The following is a 21,475-nucleotide window of genomic DNA, read 5'->3' as shown; positions in this document are numbered from 1 at the left end:
CGTGTCCCGGGTATGCCGGTGTGCCGCGTCATGCGGGGGCGGTGCCGTCGCAGGTGTCGATGACCATCGCCACCGTGCGGGCCACGGCGGCGGGCGACAGCAGTCGGCCCCCGAACTCGGCGACGTAGAAGGTGTCCAGGGTCTGGCCGGCATGCGTCGCGATGTGGGCCGAGCGCACGGACAGCCCCGCCTTGGCGAAACCGATGCCGAGGTCGTGCAGCAGGCCGGGACGGTCCTGGGCCCGCACCTCGATCACCGTCGCGTCCTGCGAGGCGTGCGGGACGACGAGCGCCCGCGCCTGCCCCGGCGAGCCCGACCCCGACTCGCCGCTCGGGCGCGCCGCGAACTGGCGGCGCCGCTCGAGCAGGCCGAGCGGGGCGCGGTCGCCCGTGGCCAACCGCTCGAGGCCGCGGACGATCCGCTCCGCCTGCGGGGCCTCGCCGCCGGGGCTCTCGACGTGCCACTCGTTGGCCGCGACGCCGTCGACCGTGCGCAGGATCGCGGTGCGCACCACCAGTCCGTGGGCCGCCAGCAGCCCTGCGGTGTCGGCGAACAGGCCCAGCCGGTCGCGGTCGAAGACGTCGATCCGGTAGGAGCCGCCCTGGGCCCGCACCACGACGCGCGGCTCCCCCGCCGCCACCGCCTCCAGGTCCGACGCGTCCACGGTCACGGGCTGGGCCGGTGGCGGCGCGCTGCCCTCCTCCCAGCCGCTGCGGGCGGCCTGCGCGAGCTGGCGCAGCAGGGTGGCCCGCCAGTCCGTCCACGCCTGCGGGCCGGCGGCGCTGGCGTCGGCCTCGGTGAGCGCCAGGAGCAGGTCGAACACCTCACGGGACCCGCCGATGGCGGCCCGGGCGGCGGTCACGGTGCCCGGGTCCTGGTGGTCCCGTCGCGTCGCGAGGTCGATGAGCGTGAGGTGCTCGCGCACGAGCGTCTCGACGACCTCGACGTCCGCAGCCGGGTGGCCCAGGCGCGTCGCGACCGCCCGCGCGATCGGCGCCCCGGTGGCGGCGTGGTCGTGCGCGCCCGGCAGCTTGCCGATGTCGTGGAGCAGGGCGGCGAGCAGCAGCAGGTCGGCCCGCCCCACCTGCCGGACGAGCCCGCCCGCGATGACGACCGTCTCCACGAGGTGGCGGTCCACGGTGTGGCGGTGGACGGCGTTGCGCTGCGGACGGGAGCGGACCGCCGCCCACTCGGGGATCCAGCGCTCGACGATGCCCGCCTGGTCGAGCCCCTCCCAGACCGCGACCAGGCCCGGCCCCGTCGCGAGCAGGTCGGCGAACAGGTCGCGGGCGATCTCCGGCCACGGCTCGGGCAGCGTCGGCGCCTGGCCCGCGAGGTTGCCGAGCGTGGTGGGGGCGATGGGCAGGTGGTGCCGCGCCGCGACGACGGCCGCGCGCAGCGGCAGGAGCGGGTCGGTCGACAGCGAGCTGCGCGGCCCGAGCACCACCTCGCCGTCGTGCTCGAACATCCCGAAGCCCAGCGGGTTGAGCTGCGGTCGCCGCGGCCCGACCCTCAGGGTGCGGGCACGCTGCGACTGGCCGGCCCGCCGCACCGTGCCGTCCAGGGCGTATGCCACGGTGCGGCCGGCCGTCGCGACCGCCGTGAGCAGGTCGTCGGCATCGGCGTGGCCGAGCAGGGCGGCGACGGCGTCGTGCTCCTCCCGCCCGAGCCGGTCACGACCCCGGCCGGTGACCACGTGGACGGCGTCGCGCACGTCGAGCAGCACCCGGTGCGCCTCGTCGACCCCCTCGTGGGGGCGGTCCGTCAGCCAGGCCGCGACGAGGGCGCCGAGCACGGTCAGGTCGCGCAGCCCCCCGTGGGCCTCCTTGAGGTCGGGCTCGATGCTCTGGGCGAGGTCGCCGTGGCGGGCGTGCCTGGCACGCAGGGCGTCTACGAGCTGGGGCAGGCGGCGCCGGGCGTTGGCCCGCCAGTCGTGGGCGACCGTGGACCGCGCGGCCGCCACCACCTCCGAGTCACCGGCGACACAGGTCAGGTCGAGCAGCCCGACGGCAGCGGTCAGGTCACCGGAGGCGACCGTGCGGCACTGGCCGACGGTGCGCACGGAGTGGTCGAGCTTCACCCCGGCGTCCCACACCGGGTACCAGACCCGGTCGGCGAGGGCCCGGAGGTCCTCCCCGCCCAAGGACCGGCCGGAGTGCAGGAGGACGAGGTCGAGGTCGCTCAGCGGGCCGGCGTCCCCGCGGGCGAGGCTGCCCACCGCGGCCAGGGCCACGCCCTCCGTGGGAGCCCCGTCGAGCGCCCGGGCCCACACCTGCGCCAGCCAGTCGCGGGTCATGGTGGTGATCGCCTCGCGCCGGGCGGCGCCGGCGCCCGGCGCGTCGAACCCCCGGGCCCCCGCTAGGTCGAGGCGGCGGGCCGCCAGGTCGATCTGCTCCACGCTCATGCTCCCTACGGTGCCCTCCGGACGTTTCGGTCCGCCTGCGCTGGTGTTACGGCCGTGTGAGGTGCTGTGGCCGGGTGTGGTGCCGGGGGTCGAGTGCGGTGCGGCCCGGCCGGGTGCGGTGCGGCGGCCGGGTGCGGTGCGGCAGGCAGCCCGGACGGTCCGCCGAGGTCCGGCCGCCGACACGGGGAGGTGTCCGGGTCCCCCCTGGGCTCCGGACACCTCCCCCTGCTCGTGGCGTCCTACAGGGCGTCGGGGCCCCGCTCGCCGGTGCGGACCCGGATGACGTCGTCGACCGGGACCGTCCAGATCTTGCCGTCGCCGATCCGGCCGGTCTGGGCGGCCTTGAGGACCACGTCGGCGACCGAGGCCGCGTCCATGTCGTCCACCAGGACCTCGACCCGCACCTTCGGCACGAAGTCGACGGTGTACTCGGCGCCGCGGTAGACCTCGCTGTGCCCGCGCTGGCGGCCGTAGCCGGAGGCCTCGCTGACGGTCATGCCCGAGATGCCGTAGGCCTCCAGGGCCTCCTTCACCTCGTCGAGCTGGTGCGGCTTGATGATGGCGGTGACGAGCTTCATGCGGATGCCCCCTCGTGGGTCTTGGACGTGGCCGGCTGGGAGGCGGTGGTCGCCCCGCTCCCGAACCTGCCACCGGAGTGCCCCGTGATGTCGTAGGCCGACTCGGCGTGCTGGGCCAGGTCGACACCGGAGACCTCGTCGGCCTCGTCGACCCGGAAGCCCATGGTCCTGTGGATGGCCAGGCCGATGACGTAGGTGACCACGAAGGAGAACACCAGCACCGTCGCGGCGCCGAGGAACTGCGCCCACAGCTGGGAGAGCCCGCCGCCGTAGAACAGGCCCTCGTTGACGGCGAGGCCGGCAGCACCGGTCGGGCTGCCCTTGGTGGCGAGGAGGCCGATCAGCAGGGTTCCGATGAGGCCACCGACGAGGTGGACGCCGACGACGTCGAGGCTGTCGTCGAACCCGAACCTGAACTTCAGGCCGACCGCGAGGGCACAGCCGACACCGGCGACGAGACCGACGACCAGCGCACCGACCGGCGAGACCGTCGCACAGGCCGGGGTGATGGCGACCAGGCCCGCGACCACGCCGGACGCGGCACCCAGGGAGGTGGCGTGGCCGTCGCGGAGCTTCTCCGTGACCAGCCAGCCGAGCATGGCCGTGCACGTGGCGGCGAGGGTGTTGACCCAGACGCCGGCGGCCTGCGTTCCGGCCCCGAGGGCCGAGCCCGCGTTGAAGCCGAACCACCCGAACCACAGGATGCCGGCGCCGATCATGACGAGGGTGAGGTTGTGCGGGCGCATCGGGTCCTTGGCGAAGCCGATCCGCTTGCCGAGCACGATCGCGAGCGCCAGGCCCGCCGCGCCGGCGTTGATGTGGATCGCCGTGCCGCCGGCGAAGTCGTACGCTCCGGCCCCGCCGAAGAGCAGGCCGTCGGCCTTGTTGGCGATCCAGCCGCCGGTCTGGGCGGCGTACCCGTTGAAGGCGAAGACCCAGTGCGCGGCCGGGAAGTAGACCAGCGTCGCCCAGACGACGGTGAAGACGGTCCAGGCGGTGAACTTGGCCCGGTCGGCGATCGCGCCGGAGACCAGGGCGACCGCGATGATCGCGAACACCACCTGGAAGGCGACGAAGGCCGGGGCCGGGATGCCGCCCGCGGCAGCGACGCCCTTGGCGGCATCGGCCGGGACGAAGCCGTAGACCTGGTCGAGGACGCCCTTGAGGCCGAAGTGGGTGAACGGGTTGCCGATGAGCCCCCCGCCCGCGTCCGGCCCGAACGTCTCGCTGTAGCCCCACAGGATCCAGACCGTGCCGACCGTCCCCATCGAGATGAAGCTCATCATCATCATGTTGAGGACGCTCTTGGTCCGGACCATGCCTCCGTAGAAGAGAGCGAGGCCGGGAGTCATGAACAGCACGAGGGCCGCCGCGGCGAGGACCCACGCGGTGTTCCCGCTGTCGGTGAACGGCGTGTCGGCCGCCACGAAGGTGATTGCGCTCATGGCAGGAAACTGTGAACGCCCGCGGTTTCGTGTCGTGCCGGACTTTGTTACGGCTGTGTTAGCGAGTGGTCACCGGCGTAAGAAGTACGTTTCGCGGCTGGTGTGCCACGGGTCACGAGCTGGTCAGAACGCCGAGACCGGTCCCTCCGACCGCTGCGGGCGGCTCAGCGCGCGCACCACCGCGGTGGCGCCGTGCCGGTCGGCCGCGACCGCCGCGAGCAGGCCCACGACCGGCACCACCGCGCCCTCGGGGAACCGCGGCGTCTCGAGCCCGACGCTCGCCGCGAGGTCATCGGCGTGGACGAGCATCTCCATCATCCGGGTCGTGAGGAAGTCGTCGGTCGTGAGCGACCACCCCTGCCAGGGGATGAAGATGGTGTCGGGGTCGCGTGGCGTGGCGAGCTGCTCGGCCAGCCGGTCGGTCTGGGCGGTGACCGTGGCGAGGACCGCGTCCGGGCCCGCTTCGGCCGCCTCGTCGTCACGCGCGTTCTGGTCGGGGTCGACCGCCCCGGCACGGGACGCGGCCACCCACGGCGCCCGGCGGTAGTGCTCGAGCACCGGGATGACGTCGCCGCTGGAGGCGGCCGACAGCCCGCGGGCGACGGTGACGCCCTGGTTGAGCAGGTGGTGCGCCAGGCCGCCCACGCTCATCCCGGCACACGCGCTCTCGCGGCCCCAGGCCTCGCGGACGGCGTGCGACCCGGCCAGGTCACGCGCCACGCGGACGGACTCGAGGAACGCGCTGCGGTGCTCGCTCAGGCTCATGGCGCGACCCTACCCACGGCGGCCGACACCCCTCAGGATCTTGCGTCGGGTGCGAGCGCCAGGTAGCGCTCGCCCATGGAGGCGAGCTCGTCGTCCTCGACCAGCTGCCCCATCCGCACCAGGGCCGACGCCGGCTCGCGCAGCTCCTCGAGCCGCCCGGCCTCGACGAGGATGTCGCACAGCAGGATCCGCAGGTCGGGAGGCACCGGCCGGCCGGTGCGCTCGGCCGCCGCGATCGCCTCCCCGAGCAGGATCGTCGCCGTGTCGACGTCGCCGGCGCGCCAGAGCACGAGCGCCTCGAGCTCGGCGAGCGAGATGCGCAGCTCGACCGTGGGGTGCGCCTCGACCATCCGGCGCGCCCGCGCCAGCGTGTCGTCCGTGCGCGGGTCGTCGACGCCCACCATGGCCCGGGTGGCGAGGACGGCCGCCTCGGCGGCCCAGCCACCGTCACCGTCCTGCTCGTAGGCGTGCGACGCCCGCAGCAGCAGCGTCGGGGCCAGGTCGTCGGGGGCGACGTGGGCCAGGCCCATCAAGCCGCCCGCGGCGTGCCCCGGCTCGTCCATGGCGATCAGCTGGTCGACGTAGCCGAGGCCGCGCTGCAGCGCGCCGTCGTCCCCGACCGCGAGCTCGACCGGGACGAACGCCACCCGGCTGCGGATCTCCTCCAGCACGTCACCGGCCGCCGCCGCGGCCTGGATCGACTCGGCGAGAACCTGCCCGGCCGCCGGGTGCCCGGTGCCGAGCAGCACCTGCCCGAGCCGGCGGTCCAGCACGGCCCACTGGCTGTGCTCTTCCGGGCCCTCCGGGCGCAGGGTCGCCCGCGCCTGCGACCACCCGAACACGAGGTGGTCCATCCGGATGACGTCGTGCGCGTCCGCGGCCGCCACCAGCGCCTCGTGGTATGCCGCGACGCCGTCGGGCAGCGGCGCCTGCGCTTCCGCGAGGACGGCCGCCGGCAGCTCCTCCGCGCCCGGGGCGCGTCGTGCCGACCCTGCAGCGTCCGCCTCGTCGTGCCCGGGCGCCTCCCGGTCCGGCGCGGTCACGAGCGCTCCCCCACGAGTCGTGCGGGCAGCCGCCCACGCCACCGGCCACCGACCCGGGTCCGCAGCGACGCGGCATACCGCTCGAGGGGGAGGAAGGCGAGCATCATCACGAGGTGCGGCCAGAACGCGATGGTGATCGCGGCGTACGTCATGGCGTGGAAGACGAACCACGCGGCCACCACGCGCCGGCGCCAGCGCTCCGAGAGCAGGAAGATCACCGGTGAGGTCAGCTCCGCCGTGAACAGCACCCACTGGAACCAGTGCAGCGTCCACGGCACCTCGAGCAGCCACTGCGCCATCGGCGTCCCGCGGCGGACCACCGCCCGCACCATGGTCGCCGAGTTGACCCAGTCCCAGCCACCGAAGCGGATCTTGGCCCACGCGGAGAGGAAGTAGGTGGCGACGGCGGCCAGCTGGACCGCCCGCAGCGCGAAGCCCGCGGCCTCCGAGCGACGGCGGTCCGACAGGTGCGCCAGGCCGACGGTCGGGAGCAGCGCCAGCGCGACGACGAAGTCGGCCCGGTCGTGGTCGACCTTGCCGTAGGAGAAGGCGATGTACTGGTACCACGTCCACGCGACCGCCACGGTCCAGCCGAGCAGCCGCGGAGCCCGTCCGGTCATCGCGGCGAGCGCGGCCGCGACGCAGCCCCACTTGAGCGACTGCACGAGCAGCACCGTCGCCGCGGGCAGGTGCAGCGCCTGGCCGACCAGCAACGGCTCGTACCAGACCGGGTCGGCCCAGCCGTGGTACCGGCCGGAGGTGTGCAGGAGCAGGACGTCGACCACGACGAAGGCGAAGACGAGCAGCCGGAGCACCGCGACCCGCGCCACCGGCACGGGCTCGAACAGCCACCCCTGGAGCCTGCGCAGGGCGCTCACCGCGCGCTCCACTGCGCCAGGACCTCGGTGCGCACCTCGCCCGTCGGCTTCCGGTCGACGACGACGATGAGGCGGCGGACGACGCGCAGGGCCGTCCAGGCCGGGGCACCGGGCCGCAGCCGCGCGTGGCTGGCGGCGAGGGTGCCCAGCCGCGCGGGGTCGGACGTGATCTGCGGGATGCGGCCCTCGACCTCGGCGCGGTTCAGGCCGGTGTTCTCCGGGGTGAGCGGGGCGGGCTGCCACCGACCCGGGTCGGCCGCGGTCTGCACCTCGATGCCGGTGGACCAGACCGACCCCGAGGGCGCCTGCGAGGTCGAGAACATGCGCCACGGGGAGAACGGCCACCAGTCGTCGTCACCGACGAGCGAGCCGGCGCAGAAGCCGGTCGCGAGCAGCAGGACGACGACCGTGCGCCACGTCCTCGCCGCGCGGCCCAGGCGCTGCACGGGCTCGTGCCCGCGCGCCTCGACCCGCTCGTCCACCCCGGTCGCCACGCGGTCAGGGTAGGCCATCATGGAGGGATGGCCCCCGACCGGAACGCCCGGCGGTCGACCCGCTCGCGGGCGGGGTGACCGGGGGACGCCATGGACTGGTTCGCCGCCGAGGGCTACCGGGTCTCGCGCCTGCTGTTCCAGCGCGGGCTGGGCGGGCTCTACCTCGTGGCGTTCCTGGCGGCTGCCCTGCAGTTCAGGGCACTGCTGGGCAGCCGAGGGCTGCTGCCGGTGCCCGCGTTCGTCGCGCGGGTGCCGTTCCGCCGCTCCCCCAGCCTGTTCCACTGGCGGTACTCCGACGGGCTCTTCGCCGCCGTGGCCTGGACCGGGGTGGGGCTCGGCGGCCTCACCGTGGTGGGGGTGACCGAGCGGCTGCCGCTGCCCGTCTCCACGGCGGTGTGGCTGGTGCTGTGGGGGCTGTACCTCTCGATCGTCAACGTGGGCCAGCGCTGGTACGGGTTCGGCTGGGAGTCGCTGTTGCTCGAGGTGGGGTTCGTGGGCGTGTTCCTCGGCAACGCCGACACCGCCCCGCCCCTGCCCGTCCTGCTGGCGCTGCGCTGGGTGCTGTTCCGGCTCGAGTTCGGCGCGGGCCTGATCAAGTGGCGCGGCGACGCGTGCTGGCGTGACCTGACCTGCCTGTACTACCACCACGAGACGCAGCCGATGCCCGGGCCGCTGTCGTGGTGGTTCCACCACCTGCCCCGGCCGCTGCACCGGGTCGAGGTGGCGGCCAACCACGTCACCCAGCTGGTCCTGCCGTTCGGGCTGTTCCTGCCGCAGCCGGTCGCCGGCTGGTGCGCCGTCGTCATGGTCGTGACGCAGCTGTGGCTGGTGCTCAGCGGCAACTTCGCCTGGCTCAACTGGAGCGCCATCGTCCTCGGGTTCGCCGTCGTGCCGGACGCGTTCTGGCAGCACGTCCTGCCCCTGCGGCCGGACCCCGGCTCGACCGGGACGCCGCTGTGGTGGGTGCTCGCCTGCCTTGCCCTGGTCGTCCTCGTCCTGGCGCTCAGCTGGCGGCCGGCGCGCAACCTCGTCTCCTCGCAGCAGGCCATGAACGCCTCGTTCGACGTCCTGCACCTCGTCAACACCTACGGCGCCTTCGGGAGCGTGACGCGCACACGGTACGAGGTCGTGGTCGAGGGCTCCGCTGCCCAGACCGGCTCGCCCTGGCTGGAGTACGGGTTCAAGGGCAAGCCGGGCGACGTGCGGCGGCTGCCGCGGCAGTGGGCGCCCTACCACCTCCGCCTCGACTGGCTGCTGTGGTTCGCGGCCATCTCGCCGCGGTATGCCGAGCCGTGGTTCCCGCGGCTGCTCCAGCGCCTGCTCGAGGGAGACCCGACGACGCTGAGGCTGTTGCGGCACAACCCGTTCCCCGGTCAGCCGCCCGTCGCCGTGCGGGCGACGCTGTACCGGTACCGCTTCACCACCTCGTCCGAGCGGCGCGGCACCGGCGCGTGGTGGCACCGTGAGGTCGTGAGCCAGTTCGCACCCCCGCAGTCCCTCCGGGACCGTCCCGGGCACTGACCCGCGATGCCGCCCGACGCGGTCAGCGTCGACGACGACGCACCGCGAGCCGTGCCGCCGCCAGCAGGACCGCGACGCCGGCCAGCACCGCCACCGCCGGGCCCCAGGGCGAGCCGTCCCGCCCGTCCGGGCCGGGTCGCGGGGTCGCGCCCGGGGCCGCGTCGCGCGTCCGGGAGGTCGGTGCGGTCGCGGTCGCCGGAGGCGGTGCCGCCGCAGTCGCCGGAGGCGTCGCGGCGGACCCCGGGGTGCCGGCCTCCGCCGGCACGGCGACGTGCTGCACGAGGGAGCCCCGCCCCTCCGACCCCACGAGCAACCCGGGGCCGTCGGGGTCCAGGGCGAGCGTCTCCCCCTGTGGCTGCAGGGGCAGCAGGACGGTCGTCCGCACCGCCCAGGTCACCGGGTCGAGCAGCCAGAGCCCGGTGTAGGTCCGGACGGCCAGCGCCGACCCGTCCGCGAGGTACACCGCGTCGGTGGCCACCGCGGGGCCTGCGCCGACCCGCACCAGCCGGTTCGTCCCCGTCGTGCGGGGCTCCGCGGGCAGGGCGTAGGCCGCGCCGGTGCGGCCCTTGGTCACGACGACCACCCTGCCGGTGCGTGGGTCCACGGCCAGGGACTCCGCGTCGTGCGGGCCGTCGGGGTAGGCCAGGTCCCACGACGTCCAGCCCCCGGAGGTGTCCCCCAGGTCCGGCTCGTCGAACCCGTAGACCGTGACGCTCCCGCGGGCGGCGGTGTTGTCACCGACGTCGCCGACGAGGACCCGGCCCTGCGGCGTCACGGCGAGCGCCTCCACGTCCCGCACAGGCGCGGCGAAGGTGTGCACCCCGACGGTCCGGCCCGTGCGGGTGTCGACGGCGAAGATGCGGCCGTCGTCGCCGGAGTCGTTGGCGGTCCAGACGACGTGCGGGTGGCGCACGCTGCGCGCCAGCCCGGAGGACTCGCTGATCCTGGGGTCCGCGACCCGGAAGTCCGGTGCGGGTGCCGGCCCGCCGGCATACGTCGCACCGCTGGCGAGCACCCCCAGCCAGAGCGCCCCCACCCCGAGCGCGACCGCCGCGAGGGCGGCCACGCGTCGGGGCACGGCTCAGCCGACGATGGCGTCGACGAAGGCCACGGGGTCGAACGGCGCGAGGTCGTCCGGGCCCTCGCCGAGGCCGACGAGCTTGACCGGGACGCCGAGCTTGCGCTGCACCGACACCACGATGCCGCCCTTGGCCGTGCCGTCGAGCTTGGTGAGCACGATGCCGGTCACGTCGACGACCTGCGCGAAGACCTCGGCCTGCCGCAGGCCGTTCTGGCCGGTGGTGGCGTCGAGGACGAGCAGGACCTCGTCGATCGGGCTCTGCTTCTCGATGACGCGCTTGACCTTGCCGAGCTCGTCCATGAGGCCGACCTTGTTGTGCAGGCGGCCGGCGGTGTCGACGAGGACGACGTCGGCCTCCATCTCCATGCCCGCCTTGACGGCGTCGAACGCGACCGCCGCAGGGTCGGCGCCCTCGCGGTCCGAGCGCACGGTCGGCACCCCGACCCGCGCGCCCCAGGTCTCGAGCTGGTCGGCGGCGGCCGCACGGAAGGTGTCGGCGGCCCCCAGGACGACGTCCTTGTCCTCGGCGACGAGCACGCGCGCGAGCTTGCCCACGGTCGTCGTCTTGCCGGTGCCGTTGACGCCGACGACGAGCACGACCGCCGGGCGCTCGGCCACGCGGGAGCTGGCGACGCTGCGGTCCATGGTGGGGTCGACGAGCCGCAGCAGGTCCTCGCGCAGCCAGCCCCGCACCGTCGCCTCGTCGGTCGTGCCCTCGACCTTGACCCGCGAGCGCAGGCTCTCGACGAGCTCGGTGGTCGCCTCGACGCCGAGGTCGGAGGCGATGAGGGTGTCCTCGACCTCCTCCCACGCCTCCTCGTCGAGTCGGCCGCGCGACAGCAGGGCCAGCAGGCCCTGGCCGAGCGCGCTGTGGGACCGGGCCAGGCGGGCGCGCAGCCGGGTCAGCCGACCAGCGACCTCGGCGGGGCGCTCGACCGTCGGCGTCGGCGCGGGCTCGGGCAGCAGCTCCTCGCGAGCCGGCAGCGTGTCGACGGACCCGGCGTCCTGCACGGAGCGCTTCGGCGCGTCCCGCGGCGGCTCCGCGTCGTCCCCCACCCCGGGCAGGACGTCACCGGACGGCGGCGTGCGCGGCCCCTCCTTGGTGCGCCCCCCGCGCCCCCGGGTGAGGCCGACGAGACCCCCGACGAGGACGACGAGCAGTACGACCGCGACGGCGATCCATTCCCAGAGCTGATCGATCACGCGCGCCATCCTCTCATCGACCGACGGACCCCGGACGCACGCCGCCCCCGGCCGCAGCGGCCGGGGGCGGTGTGGTCCTCACGGACGGGTCACTGCGGGAGCGGGATGCTCCAGATGCCCCGGCCGTGGGTGGCGGCGTACAGGTCGCCGTCGGGAGCCACCTCGAGGTCCATGACCACCGTGGTGGGCAGCCCGGTCCCGAGCACCTGCCACGTCGTCGCACCGGGAGCCCGGTAGAACGTGGTGAGGTCGGTGCCGAGCAGCAGCGCGCCGTTGGACAGCCGCTTGACCGAGCTGGCCGGCACGTCGGGCAGGTTGCCGCTGATGTCGGTCCAGTGCGCCCCGCCGTCCTTCGTCTCGTAGACGTGGCCGACGCCCGCACCCGGGCCCTCGGTGAACCGGCGCGAGAAGCCGTTGATCGCGGCGAACGCGTGGTTGCCGTCGGCCGGGTCGACGGCCAGGCCCTGGACGAAGCGGTTCGGGAACGAGGAGGCCAGCGTCAGCTGGTGCCAGCCGTTGCCGCCCACGTTGGTCGCGATGCCACGGGTGAACCCGGCGTTGTTGCACGGACCGCACCACGAGACGTAGGCCGCGCCGTTCTCGATGGCCACGGCCGTGGCCGAGTGGCCGGCGCCGAGGTCGAACTGCTTCTTCATGACGCTGGAGTCACGGGCCTTCCAGACGTCGTTCGCCGTCCAGACGTACTGGCCGCCGAAGATGGCGTTGTCCGGCTTGGCGCCGTCGAGCCCGATCGGGGCGATGAACCGCGGGTTCGGGTCGCCCGGGTCGAGCGACCAGGACGAGGCGTCGGCCTCGCTGGTCGCACCGGGGTTCTCGGCGCAGTTGTTGGTCACCTTGACCGACAGGTAGACGTACTCCTGCAGCTGGTTGCAGCCGTTGCGCGGGTCGGCCGCACCGTCGCCACCGTCACCGCCGAAGTTGGAGCCCATCTCCGTGTCGGCGTTGGAGCCGTCCGGGGCCACCTTGCGCAGGTTGGAGACACCGTTGTCCTGCAGACCTCCCGAGACGACCACGCTCATCGTCGAGGGGTCCTTGCCCACGGAAGAGGGGTCCTTGCCGACCGAGGCCGAGTAGTACTGCAGCGAGCCGAGGGTGCCGTCCGCTGACATCGACTTCAGGTCGGTCGCGTTGCCGTTGGCGTTCACCGTGCCGTTCACGGGTCGCCGGTAGACGCCACCGTCGTTGCCGAAGAAGACGACCGGCGTGCCACCGGCGGTGCCGACGGCCACGGAGTGCTGGTCCGAGTGGCCGGCCAGGGGGCACGTGTTCTTGCTGGGGTCGATGCTCCAGCACGGGAACGTGAAGTTCCAGTACGGGGAGACGGCGTTCCAGTGCGAACCGGCGTCCTTGGTCTCGAAGACCTCCTCGAGCCCGGCCCAGACGTGGTCCGCGTTCGCCGGGTCCACCTGGAGGAACTGGTTGTACCAGGCCTGAACGCCGACGCCGTAGCCCTTGCGGTCCAGGGCCGAGCCGCTGTTGTGCAGCTGCTGCTGGTTGGCGATCTGGTTCCACGGACCGCTCGGCGAGCCCGTCTTGGAGACGAAGATGCCGGCGAGCGAGGACGAGGAGGCGATCTTGCTGGGCTGCTGCACCATGGCGTAGAGCCGGTCGCCGGTCTTGCTGAAGGCGAACGTCGTGTAGCCCACGTCGCTGGTGTTGGTGATGCCACCGAGGGTGACCGACAGCTTGTGCCAGCTGGACGGCCCCTGGGTGAAGTCGTTGGTCTCGTAGAACCCGTTGTAGGTGTCACCCGAGCGCCAGCCGATGGCGGCGATCACGTGCTTGGGGTTCTTGGGGTCGACCGCGATGTCGTTGACGATGTTCTTGTACGCCGCGTTGGTGGGACCCGACGACGTGTTGCCCGACCAGTTCGACCCGGCGGGGACGAGGACCTTGCCCCCGTCGTCCTTGATCTCGGGCATGTAGGACGGGTTCGGCGCGAAGCCGAAGCTCCAGTCACCGGAGGGCGTCCCTGCGGCGTGGTACCAGATGCCCCGGTTGGTGGCCGCGAAGACGGTCGACCCACCCCAGCGCACCCGACCGATGGTGGTCGACTCGAGCTCCTTGCCGCCCACCCGGTCGGAGGGGCTGAAGGTGCCGGTGGCCGGGTCGGCCAGGCGGTAGACGCCCGAGCCGACGTAGGAGGTGCCGCCGGTGTTGGCCTCACCGGTGGCGAACCACAGCGAGCCGTCGTTGCCGGCGATCTGCAGGTCGCCACCGCTCAGTGAGGGCAGCGAGTCCGCGATGGGCGTCCACTTGCCCCCAGCCTGGCTCGAGCGCCACACACCGCCGTCGGCGCCCGCGGCATACACGTGGTTCGCCGAGTCCGCGGCCAGGCCCGTGATGCGCCCCGTGCCGTAGCCGGCGCCACCGGAGGAGTTGGAGTTCCAGTCGCGGTAGCGCGTGTCGTCCTCGTTGTAGGGGACCTTGGTGACCTCGGCCCACTTCCCGGCCGTGTGCGGCAGGGAGGACAGCTTCGCGAACGCGTCGCCGTACGCACCCGGGGCGACGATCCCGGGAGCGGTCCGCGCCTGGGCGAACTGCTCCTCGATGGTCGCGGCTTCCTTGGACTCGTTCTGCGCCTCCGCGGGGTTGCCCCCGGCGATCATCAGCGCCTTCTCCATGACGGCCGCGTTGTAGTGGCGGTCGCGCCACTGGTACTTCAGCCAGGCCTCGTTGAGCTCGTGCCGTCCCGCGTAGCCGGCTGTTCCGGCTGCGACGACCGCGGCTGCTGCCGCTCCGGCGAGGACCCTGCGCGTTCGGGGTGACAAGGATGCCATCCAAACTCCTCCGGGTGGTGGTGTGCGGCCCTGGTTTGGGCCCGCCCCAGCATCGGGGGGAATCGGCCGAACGGCCCATGACAGATGTCATGGGCCGCGGAGGAGATGCCGCGTTGACCTGCGGCATTCGTCCGCCTGCGTGGCAGGTCCCTGCCAACTGCGGCGGAAGGCAGCCGGCGCATGGCATCCCCGTGCCACGCGATGGCACGCGAGCCCGGCAGTCCCGGGAGCGTGACGAGGCCCGCGCAGCCGGTCAGCCGGCGCGGTGGCGTCCCGAGTCGTCGGGCGTGCTGGTGGTGCCGATCGACCCCATGGAGTCGCTCACCTTGTCCTTGGCCGAGCTCAGGGCGTCGCTGGTCTTCTCCAGCGCGCTCTCCGTCCGCTCCCGGGCCTTGTCCTTCGCCGAGGAGATCAGCTCCTCGCCCTGGGGCGTGAGGACCTCGCGGCCCTCGCGGCGCGCGGGAATGGCCACCGCGGCGACCACCGCGACCGCCAGTGCGACGCAGACGAGCATGCCGATGATGAGGGCGACCATGGGTCCAGACTGCCTCTCCGCAGCACAGACCTCAAATCAACGCGCTGCCCGCAGGGCGTGGCGCGATCCCCCTCAGGCGCTCTGGGCGGCGACGTCCCGGATGCGCTGGGACACCACGGTGGTCACGCCGTCACCACGCATCGAGACGCCGTAGAGCGCGTCGGCAACCTCCATCGTGCGCTTCTGGTGCGTGATGACGATGAGCTGGCTGGAGTCGCGCAGCTCCTCGAAGAGGGTGATGAGGCGGCCGAGGTTGGCGTCGTCGAGGGCGGCCTCGACCTCGTCCATGATGTAGAAGGGGCTGGGCCTGGCCTTGAAGATCGAGACGAGCAGGGCCACCGCGACCAGCGACCGCTCCCCACCGGAGAGCAGCGACAGCCGCTTGATCTTCTTGCCCGGTGGCCGCGCCTCGACCTCGATGCCGGTCGTGAGCATGTTCGCGGGGTCGGTGAGGGTGAGCCGCCCCTCGCCACCGGGGAAGAGCCGGCCGAAGACCTGCTCGAACTGGGCGGCGGTGTCGTGGTACGCCTCGGTGAAGACCCGCTCCACCCGCTCGTCGACCTCGCGGACGATGTCGAGCAGGTCGCGCTTGGACTTCTTGAGGTCCTCGAGCTGCTCGGTGAGGAACTTGTGCCGCTCCTCGAGCGCGGCGTACTCCTCGAGCGCGAGCGGGTTGACCCGGCCCAGCGCGTTCAGGGCCCGCTCGGCCTTGCGCAGCCGCTTCTCCTGCACGTCCCGGACGAACGGCGCGGGCTCGGGCAGGGTGTCGGGCTCGTCGTCGGGGCCGGGCACGTGCGGCACCAGCTGGTGCGGCCCGAAGTCCTCCATGAGCACCTCGGGGTCGATCCCGAGCTCGTCGACGGCCTTGGCGTGCATCGCCTCGATCCGCAGCCGCTGCTGGGTGCGGGCCACCTCGTCGCGGTGGACTGTGTCGGTGAGGTCGCGCAGCTCGTCCTGCAGCGCAGCGACCGCGCGGCGCACCTCGGTGAGGGTGGCGTCGCGCTCGGTGCGCTCCTGCTCGGCGCGGGTCCGGCGCTCGGCCGCGGTCTCGAGCGCGCTGGAGACGAGCGTGACCGCGTATGCCGCGCCGCCCCGGACCGCCTCGGCGACCGTCGCCTCGCGGCGGCGCCGCTCCTGGCGGGCGGCGAGGCGCTCGCGGGCGGCGAGCTCGTTGCGGGCCGCACCCTCCAGGGAGTCGGCGCGGCCCTTGAGGGCCCGGGCCCGCTCCTCCTTGGTGCGCAGCGTCAGCCGCAGCTCGGTCTCGCCGGTGCGGGCGCGGCTCGCCTCGAGCTCGAGGCGGTCCCGCTCGTCGGTGCTCGGGTCGTCGGACTCGGCCGGCTCGGCACTGGCTTCCTCGAGCCGCTCGGTGAGGGCGGCCAGCTCGGCGCGGTCGGCCTGGAGGGTCGCCTCCACGCCGGCGATCGCGCGCTCGGTGCGCTCGGACTCCGCGCGGGCCGAGCGGACGCTGGCGCCGAGGTGGCCGAGCCGCTCGGCGACGGCGGCCATCTTGGCGTCGGACTCGTGCAGCGCCTCGAGGGCCGCCTCGACCTCCTCGGTCGCGGCCCGGTGGCGCTCCTGGGCCGCGGTGAGGGCGAACCGGGCCTGCTCCCCGCGACGCGTCGCCTCGGCCACCCGGTCCCGGGTCTCGTCCACCGCGGACTGGATCTCGATGAGGCTGGGGGCGCTGGACGACCCGCCCCGGACGAAGCCGGGCGCGAAGACGTCGCCCTCGGCCGTCACGGCCGTGACGCCCTGCCCCCGGGAGACGAGGGCCGCGGCCTGGTCCGCGTCGCCCACGAGGGCCACCCGGTCGAGCAGCTGCTCGAGCGCCGGCCGGACGGTGGCGGGGGCGTCGACGACCTCGCGGGCCCACACGGCGTCGCCGTCGAGGGCCGGCCAGGACCGGGGGTCGGAGGCAGCAGCGGTCTGGCCGACGAGGAAGGCCGCGCGACCGGCGTCGTCGTCCCGCAGGGTGAGCAGCGCTGCGGCGGCGTGCTCGACGGACTCGACGGCGAGGGCGTCGCCGGCCCAGCCGAGGGCCGCGGCGATCGCGGCCTCGTGCCCGCCGCGCACCTGGAGCAGGGAGGCGACCGAGCCGACGATCCCGTGCCGGGAGTCGGCGGCCGCGAGCAGGGTGGCCGCGCCGTCCTTGCGCGACAGGCTGAGCTCGAGCGCCTCGAGGCGCGCGCCGGCGGTGGTGCGGTCACGCTCGGCGGCGCGCTCGGCCTCGCGCAGCCGCTCGACCTCGGCCTCGACCGCCTCGAGGGCGGCGGCCGCGGTCTCGTACGTCGAGTCCAGGCCCTCCTCGCCCTCCTCCTCGACGGCGATCGACGCCTCGAGGGCCGAGAACTCCTTCTCGGCCACGCGGGCGCGCTCCTGCGACTGCTCGACGACGCCGCGCAGCCGTCCGAGCTCGGCCTCCCCCGCCTCGATCCGGCTCCTGCGCGCGCCGACCTGGCCGGCGAGCTTGGCGAGCCCCTCGCGGCGGTCCGCGGCCGCGCGGGCGAGACGCTGCAGGCGCTGCTGCTCGGCGGCATACGCGCGCTCGAGCTCCTCGCGGGCGGCGACCGCGGCCTGCAGGGCCTGGGTGGCCTCGCGGACCTCGGCGAGCAGCGACTCCTCCTGGCGGCGCGCGTCGGCGGCCTGGGCGCGCAGCTCCTCGGGGTCGCGGCCGGAGGTCTGCTCGTCGGCGGTGTCCTGGCTGAGCAGGCGCACCCGCTCCGCGGCGAGCGACTCGGTCGAGGTGAGCTTGTCGCGCAGCTGCTGCAGGGCGAACCAGCGCTCCTGGGCGCGCGTCAGCTCGGGGGCGGCGTCGGCGGCCTGCTGCTCGAGGGTGGCGAGGCGGCTGCGGTGCTCGGCCAGGCCCTCCTCGACCTCGGTGCGCTTGGCGATGAGCGCCGTCTCGTCGGCGACCTCCTGCTCGAGCGTCGAGGTGAGCTGGACCAGGTCGTCGGCGAGCAGCCGCAGCCGGGCGTCGCGGGCCTCGGCCTGGACGACGGCGGCCTTGCGCGCCGCCTCCGCCTGGCGGCCCAGGGGCCCGAGCTGGCGGCGGATCTCCCCGGTGAGGTCGCTGACGCGGGTGAGGTTGGCCTCCATCGCCTCGAGCTTGCGCAGCGCCTTCTCCTTGCGCTTGCGGTGCTTGAGGACCCCGGCGGCCTCCTCGATGAAGCCGCGCCGCTCCTCGGGGGTCGCGCGCAGGACGGTGTCGAGCTGGCCCTGCCCGACGATGACGTGCATCTCGCGCCCGATGCCGCTGTCGGACAGCAGCTCCTGGACGTCGAGCAGCCGGCACGAGGTGCCGTTGATGGCGTACTCCGAGCCACCGTTGCGGAACATGGTCCGGCTGATGGTGACCTCGGTGTAGTCGATCGGCAGGGCGCCGTCGGTGTTGTCGATGGTCAGGGCCACCTCGGCGCGGCCCAGGGGCGCGCGGCCGGCGGTGCCGGCGAAGATGACGTCCTCCATCTTGCCGCCGCGCAGGCTCTTGGCGCCCTGCTCCCCCATGACCCAGGCGAGGGCGTCGACGACGTTGGACTTGCCGGAGCCGTTGGGGCCGACGATGCAGGTGATGCCCGGCTCGAGCCGCATCGAGGTCGCCGAGGCGAAGGACTTGAAGCCCTTGAGGGTGAGGCTCTTGACGTACACGAGCGGCGTGGCTCCCGGGGAAAGGCTGCGGGCGGTCGGACGGGGTTGGATCGGGGGCAACCCTACCCGCGGGCACGGCGGGCACCGTGGACCTTCCGCCGACCTGCGTTGCCTGTGCCTGCTGTGACGCTTGTGCCTGCTGTGGCGCCGAGTGCGGTGGTCACGCCGCCCGGCCCGGCCCGAAGTCCCAGACTTCGGGTCCCCAGACCCCGCGATGACCCGAAGTCCCAGACTTCGGGTCAAGCTGGACTCGTCACTCGGAGGCGGCGATGGCCTCGTGGTGGTGGATGACCTCGGCGATGACGAAGTTGAGGAACTTCTCGGCGAACGTCGGGTCCAGGCCGGCGTCGTCCGCGAGCGCGCGCAGCCGCGCGATCTGGCGCTCCTCGCGCGAGGGGTCGGCCGGCGGCATACCCGTGCGCGCCTTGTACTCACCCACCTGCTGGGTGCACTTGAAGCGCTCGGCGAGCAGGTGTACGAGGGCCGCGTCGATGTTGTCGATGCTGGCGCGCAGGCGCGCCAGCTCGGCGGGTGTCTCGGGGTCGGACGGGACGGGTGAGGTCACCCGGCAATCGTAGGCAGGGCTGCACCCACGACGTCCGGCTGTCTCACGTCCTCGGGGACGCGGTCGTTCTCGCGCAGGCGGTCGTTGTCGCGTTGCAGCGCCTCGACGAGGTGCTCGAGGTCGCGGACCCTGCGACGCAGCTCGATGGTCTCGAGCACCAGTCGTGGCTCGTTCGCCACGCGGTAGCCCACGAGGGCCTTGGCCATGGTCGACTCCTTCTCCGCAGGCGGCGGGGGTTCGCGAGCTGCGGCCCGGCCCGTGCGGCCCACCCTGGTGGGGCGGCCGGGGCCACCTCTCAGGGTGACAGCCGGCACCCCGATGGGTCAATGCCGCCCGGTGTGCCCGTTTTGGGCCGCTCGCCGGTCACCTCTTCCCGGTCACCTCTCGTCGGTCACCGTTCGACGAAACCCTCCACCCCCTCCCGGGCGGCACCCCACGTGCACACGCAGGTGTGGACGTCCCCCGGGCGCAGGGCCTGGGACGGCTTCTCCTCGAGCAGGGTCACGAGCTCGCGGATCTTCGCCGGCGGACCCTGCGCGACGATCTCCACCCTGCCGTCACCGGCGTTGCGGGCATGGCCGGCGAGCCCCAGCTCGAGCGCGCGCGCCCGCGTCCACCACCGGAAGCCCACGCCCTGCACCCGTCCGTGCACCCAGATGACCGCCCGCGCCGGCACGTTGTCGTCCATGACTCCAGTTGTACCGCCGCCGGAACGGGCTGTCAGGTGGGACACGCGGCGGGTCCGCCACGACGGCCCCGGACCGCCCCGCGCGGCCGCGGCTGGCACCGCGGGCAGGAGAACGACGACCGGTTCATGAAGGCCTCGCGCCGGATCGGCGTGCCGCAGCGGTCGCACGGGCGCCCCTCCTGGCCGTACGCGTGCAGCGACCGGTCGAAGTACCCGGACGCGCCGTTGACGTTGACGTAGAGGGCGTCGAAGCTCGTGCCGCCCTGCTGCAGCGCCGCGGCCATCACCTCGCGCGCGTGGTCGAGGACCCTCGACAGGGTCGGCCTGGTCAGGGCGGAGCAGAGCCGCTCGCCGTGGACCTGCGCCCGCCACAGGGCCTCGTCGGCGTAGATGTTGCCGATGCCGGCGACGAGGGTCTGGTCGAGCAGCGCCCGCTTCACCGCGACGTCCTTGGCCTTCATCCGGCGCACGACGGCGGCCTGGTCGTAGGCCGGCTCGAACGGGTCGGGCGCGATGTGCGCGATCGTCTCGGGGACCAGGTCGTCGGTCAGCTCGGCCAGCGCCATGCCCCCGAAGGTGCGCTGGTCGACGAACCGCAGCTCGGTCCCACCGTCGGCGAAGCGGAACCGCGCGTGCAGGTGCTTCTCGTCGGGGGCGCCGGGGTCCTCGACGAGGAGCTGCCCGCTCATCCCGAGGTGCGCCAGCAGCGCCTGCCGCTCCCCCTCGGGCGTGCGCAGGACCAGCCAGAGGTACTTGCCGCGGCGCCGGGCCGACTCCACGGTGTTGCCGGCGAGGCGCGCGCCCAGGTCGACCGGGCCGGCGAGGTGGCGGCGCGCCACCCGGGTGCCGTGGAAGTCGGCGGTCTCGATGGTGCGGCCGGCGACGTGGTCGGCCAGGCCGCGTCGGACCACCTCGACCTCGGGGAGCTCGGGCACGGGGGGTATGCCGGGTGCTCGCCTAGGAGGGCGAGCCCGCCGCGGCCTCCTCGCCCGCCGTCGACTCGTCCGCAGCAGCATCGTCAGCAGCAGCATCGTCCGCGGTGGCCCCGTCCGCGGTGGCGCCGTCACCAGTGGCGCCGTCCACGGTCCCGACGCCCCCGTGCCGGGTGGCGCGGGCCGACAGGGTGCGCCAGGCGAGCTCGGCGGCCTTCTGCTCGGCCTCCTTCTTCGAGCGGCCGTCACCCTCCCCCAGCACCTCGTCGCCGACGACGGCCCGGGCGTGGAAGGTCTTCTCGTGGTCCGGCCCCTCCTCGTCCACGCGGTACTCGGGCGCCCCCAGGGTCGAGGCAGCCGCCAGCTCCTGCAGGGAGGTCTTCCAGTCCAGGCCGGCCCCGAGGGTCGCGGACTGCGCCATGAGCGGGTCGAGCAGGTGGTGCACGAGCGTGGCGGCCGCAGGCAGCCCCGCGGACAGGTAGACCGTGCCGATGACGGCCTCCATCGTGTCGGCGAGGATCGAGGCCTTGTCGCGACCGCCGGTCGCCTCCTCCCCACGTCCCAGGAGGACGTGGTCGCCGAGGCCCACGGTGCGGGCGACGTCGGCGAGGGCGCGCATGTTCACGACCGCGGCCCGCAGCTTGGCCAGCTGCCCCTCGGGCAGGTCGGGGTGCGTGGCGTACAGCGTGTCGGTGACGACCAGGCCCAGGACCGAGTCGCCGAGGAACTCGAGCCGCTCGTTGTTCGGCAGGCCGCCGTTCTCGTACGCGTACGAACGGTGGGTGAGGGCACGCAGAAGCAGCGACTCGTCGACGGGGACGCCGCACACCTCGGCGAGGTGCGTGGCGAAGTCGTCGACGGGCCGCTGCATCGCGTCGTCCGGCGACGTTCCCGTCG

General features: G+C 73.9%; 18 protein-coding genes. 1 reads left to right on the top strand and 17 read right to left on the bottom strand.

Going from position 1 to position 21,475, the window contains the following annotated elements; all coding sequences use genetic code 11:
• Positions 1-28: 28 nt before the first annotated feature.
• From ACYVDO_RS12735 to ACYVDO_RS12705, 7 genes are all read right to left on the bottom strand, one after another.
• On the bottom strand, positions 29-2,404 hold the full coding sequence (locus ACYVDO_RS12735) for a [protein-PII] uridylyltransferase (RefSeq protein WP_460936393.1): 2,376 nt from the start codon (positions 2,402-2,404) through the stop codon (positions 29-31).
• Between the two features lie 239 nt (positions 2,405-2,643).
• Positions 2,644-2,982 carry a P-II family nitrogen regulator gene (locus tag ACYVDO_RS12730; RefSeq protein ID WP_310155342.1) on the bottom strand — a complete coding sequence of 113 codons (339 nt, stop codon included), beginning with the start codon at positions 2,980-2,982 and terminating at the stop codon, positions 2,644-2,646.
• Complete coding sequence (locus ACYVDO_RS12725; RefSeq protein ID WP_460936391.1) at positions 2,979-4,427, bottom strand: ammonium transporter; 1,449 nt, start codon at positions 4,425-4,427, stop codon at positions 2,979-2,981. Before ACYVDO_RS12725 ends, ACYVDO_RS12730 begins: the two co-directional genes overlap by 4 nt.
• Before the next feature lie 123 nt (positions 4,428-4,550).
• Positions 4,551-5,192: a maleylpyruvate isomerase N-terminal domain-containing protein gene (locus tag ACYVDO_RS12720; protein ID WP_460936389.1), complete on the bottom strand. Its 642-nt coding sequence runs from the start codon at positions 5,190-5,192 to the stop codon at positions 4,551-4,553.
• A gap of 32 nt (positions 5,193-5,224) precedes the next feature.
• A complete protein-coding gene (locus ACYVDO_RS12715) occupies positions 5,225-6,235 on the bottom strand; it encodes a hypothetical protein (RefSeq protein ID WP_460936387.1) in 1,011 nt (336 codons plus the stop codon).
• Entirely contained in the window at positions 6,232-7,113 is an 882-nt protein-coding gene (locus ACYVDO_RS12710) for a hypothetical protein (protein WP_460936385.1), read from the bottom strand. The genes ACYVDO_RS12715 and ACYVDO_RS12710 overlap by 4 nt, the downstream gene beginning before the upstream one ends.
• The gene (locus ACYVDO_RS12705) at positions 7,110-7,607 is read right to left on the bottom strand and encodes a hypothetical protein (RefSeq protein ID WP_460936383.1); all 498 of its coding nucleotides are present in this window, start codon (positions 7,605-7,607) and stop codon (positions 7,110-7,112) included. The genes ACYVDO_RS12710 and ACYVDO_RS12705 overlap by 4 nt, the downstream gene beginning before the upstream one ends.
• Before the next feature lie 90 nt (positions 7,608-7,697).
• Here ACYVDO_RS12705 and ACYVDO_RS12700 point away from each other — a divergent pair, with 90 nt between their 5' ends.
• Positions 7,698-9,128: a lipase maturation factor family protein gene (locus ACYVDO_RS12700; RefSeq protein ID WP_460936381.1), complete on the top strand. Its 1,431-nt coding sequence runs from the start codon at positions 7,698-7,700 to the stop codon at positions 9,126-9,128.
• Positions 9,129-9,150: 22 nt separating this feature from the next.
• Here ACYVDO_RS12700 and ACYVDO_RS12695 read toward each other — a convergent pair whose 3' ends face one another.
• From ACYVDO_RS12695 to rnc, 10 genes are all read right to left on the bottom strand, one after another.
• Positions 9,151-10,206 carry a hypothetical protein gene (locus tag ACYVDO_RS12695; RefSeq protein ID WP_460936379.1) on the bottom strand — a complete coding sequence of 352 codons (1,056 nt, stop codon included), beginning with the start codon at positions 10,204-10,206 and terminating at the stop codon, positions 9,151-9,153.
• A 3-nt stretch (positions 10,207-10,209) separates the two neighbouring features.
• Positions 10,210-11,421 carry a signal recognition particle-docking protein FtsY gene (ftsY, locus tag ACYVDO_RS12690; RefSeq protein ID WP_460936377.1) on the bottom strand — a complete coding sequence of 404 codons (1,212 nt, stop codon included), beginning with the start codon at positions 11,419-11,421 and terminating at the stop codon, positions 10,210-10,212.
• Positions 11,422-11,501: 80 nt separating this feature from the next.
• Positions 11,502-14,213, bottom strand: coding sequence for a WD40/YVTN/BNR-like repeat-containing protein (locus ACYVDO_RS12685; protein ID WP_460936375.1), 2,712 nt, complete (start codon positions 14,211-14,213; stop codon positions 11,502-11,504).
• Between the two features lie 253 nt (positions 14,214-14,466).
• Positions 14,467-14,748 (bottom strand): hypothetical protein, encoded by a 282-nt coding sequence (locus tag ACYVDO_RS12680; protein ID WP_460936373.1) that lies wholly within the window; start codon positions 14,746-14,748, stop codon positions 14,467-14,469.
• Positions 14,749-14,820: 72 nt separating this feature from the next.
• Positions 14,821-18,393 carry a chromosome segregation protein SMC gene (gene smc / locus ACYVDO_RS12675; protein ID WP_460936371.1) on the bottom strand — a complete coding sequence of 1,191 codons (3,573 nt, stop codon included), beginning with the start codon at positions 18,391-18,393 and terminating at the stop codon, positions 14,821-14,823.
• Between the two features lie 253 nt (positions 18,394-18,646).
• Entirely contained in the window at positions 18,647-18,958 is a 312-nt protein-coding gene (locus tag ACYVDO_RS12670) for a chorismate mutase (protein WP_460936369.1), read from the bottom strand.
• Entirely contained in the window at positions 18,955-19,164 is a 210-nt protein-coding gene (locus ACYVDO_RS12665; RefSeq protein WP_460936367.1) for a hypothetical protein, read from the bottom strand. The genes ACYVDO_RS12670 and ACYVDO_RS12665 overlap by 4 nt, the downstream gene beginning before the upstream one ends.
• Positions 19,165-19,349: 185 nt before the next feature.
• Positions 19,350-19,646 carry an acylphosphatase gene (locus ACYVDO_RS12660; RefSeq protein ID WP_460936365.1) on the bottom strand — a complete coding sequence of 99 codons (297 nt, stop codon included), beginning with the start codon at positions 19,644-19,646 and terminating at the stop codon, positions 19,350-19,352.
• 32 nt (positions 19,647-19,678) lie between these two features.
• Positions 19,679-20,581, bottom strand: coding sequence for a bifunctional DNA-formamidopyrimidine glycosylase/DNA-(apurinic or apyrimidinic site) lyase (mutM, locus tag ACYVDO_RS12655; RefSeq protein WP_460936363.1), 903 nt, complete (start codon positions 20,579-20,581; stop codon positions 19,679-19,681).
• Positions 20,582-20,603: 22 nt separating this feature from the next.
• On the bottom strand, positions 20,604-21,449 hold the full coding sequence (gene rnc / locus ACYVDO_RS12650; protein WP_460936428.1) for a ribonuclease III: 846 nt from the start codon (positions 21,447-21,449) through the stop codon (positions 20,604-20,606).
• Between the last annotated feature and the right edge of the window lie 26 nt (positions 21,450-21,475).

It is taken from the genome of Phycicoccus ginsengisoli (assembly GCF_054779295.1).
This window is presented reverse-complemented; position numbering and strand designations above follow the sequence as displayed.

Excerpts from the sequence above, each read along its gene's own strand:
- ACYVDO_RS12735 (WP_460936393.1), bottom strand. The coding sequence starts at position 2,404 with ATGAGCGTGGAGCAGATCGACCTGGCGGCCCGCCGCCTCGACCTAGCG.
- ACYVDO_RS12730 (WP_310155342.1), bottom strand. The coding sequence starts at position 2,982 with ATGAAGCTCGTCACCGCCATCATCAAGCCGCACCAGCTCGACGAGGTG.
- ACYVDO_RS12725 (WP_460936391.1), bottom strand. The coding sequence starts at position 4,427 with ATGAGCGCAATCACCTTCGTGGCGGCCGACACGCCGTTCACCGACAGC.
- ACYVDO_RS12720 (WP_460936389.1), bottom strand. The coding sequence starts at position 5,192 with ATGAGCCTGAGCGAGCACCGCAGCGCGTTCCTCGAGTCCGTCCGCGTG.
- ACYVDO_RS12700 (WP_460936381.1), top strand. The coding sequence starts at position 7,698 with ATGGACTGGTTCGCCGCCGAGGGCTACCGGGTCTCGCGCCTGCTGTTC.
- ftsY (WP_460936377.1), bottom strand. The coding sequence starts at position 11,421 with ATGGCGCGCGTGATCGATCAGCTCTGGGAATGGATCGCCGTCGCGGTC.
- ACYVDO_RS12685 (WP_460936375.1), bottom strand. The coding sequence starts at position 14,213 with ATGGCATCCTTGTCACCCCGAACGCGCAGGGTCCTCGCCGGAGCGGCA.
- ACYVDO_RS12680 (WP_460936373.1), bottom strand. The coding sequence starts at position 14,748 with ATGGTCGCCCTCATCATCGGCATGCTCGTCTGCGTCGCACTGGCGGTC.
- ACYVDO_RS12665 (WP_460936367.1), bottom strand. The coding sequence starts at position 19,164 with ATGGCCAAGGCCCTCGTGGGCTACCGCGTGGCGAACGAGCCACGACTG.
- ACYVDO_RS12660 (WP_460936365.1), bottom strand. The coding sequence starts at position 19,646 with ATGGACGACAACGTGCCGGCGCGGGCGGTCATCTGGGTGCACGGACGG.
- rnc (WP_460936428.1), bottom strand. The coding sequence starts at position 21,449 with ATGCAGCGGCCCGTCGACGACTTCGCCACGCACCTCGCCGAGGTGTGC.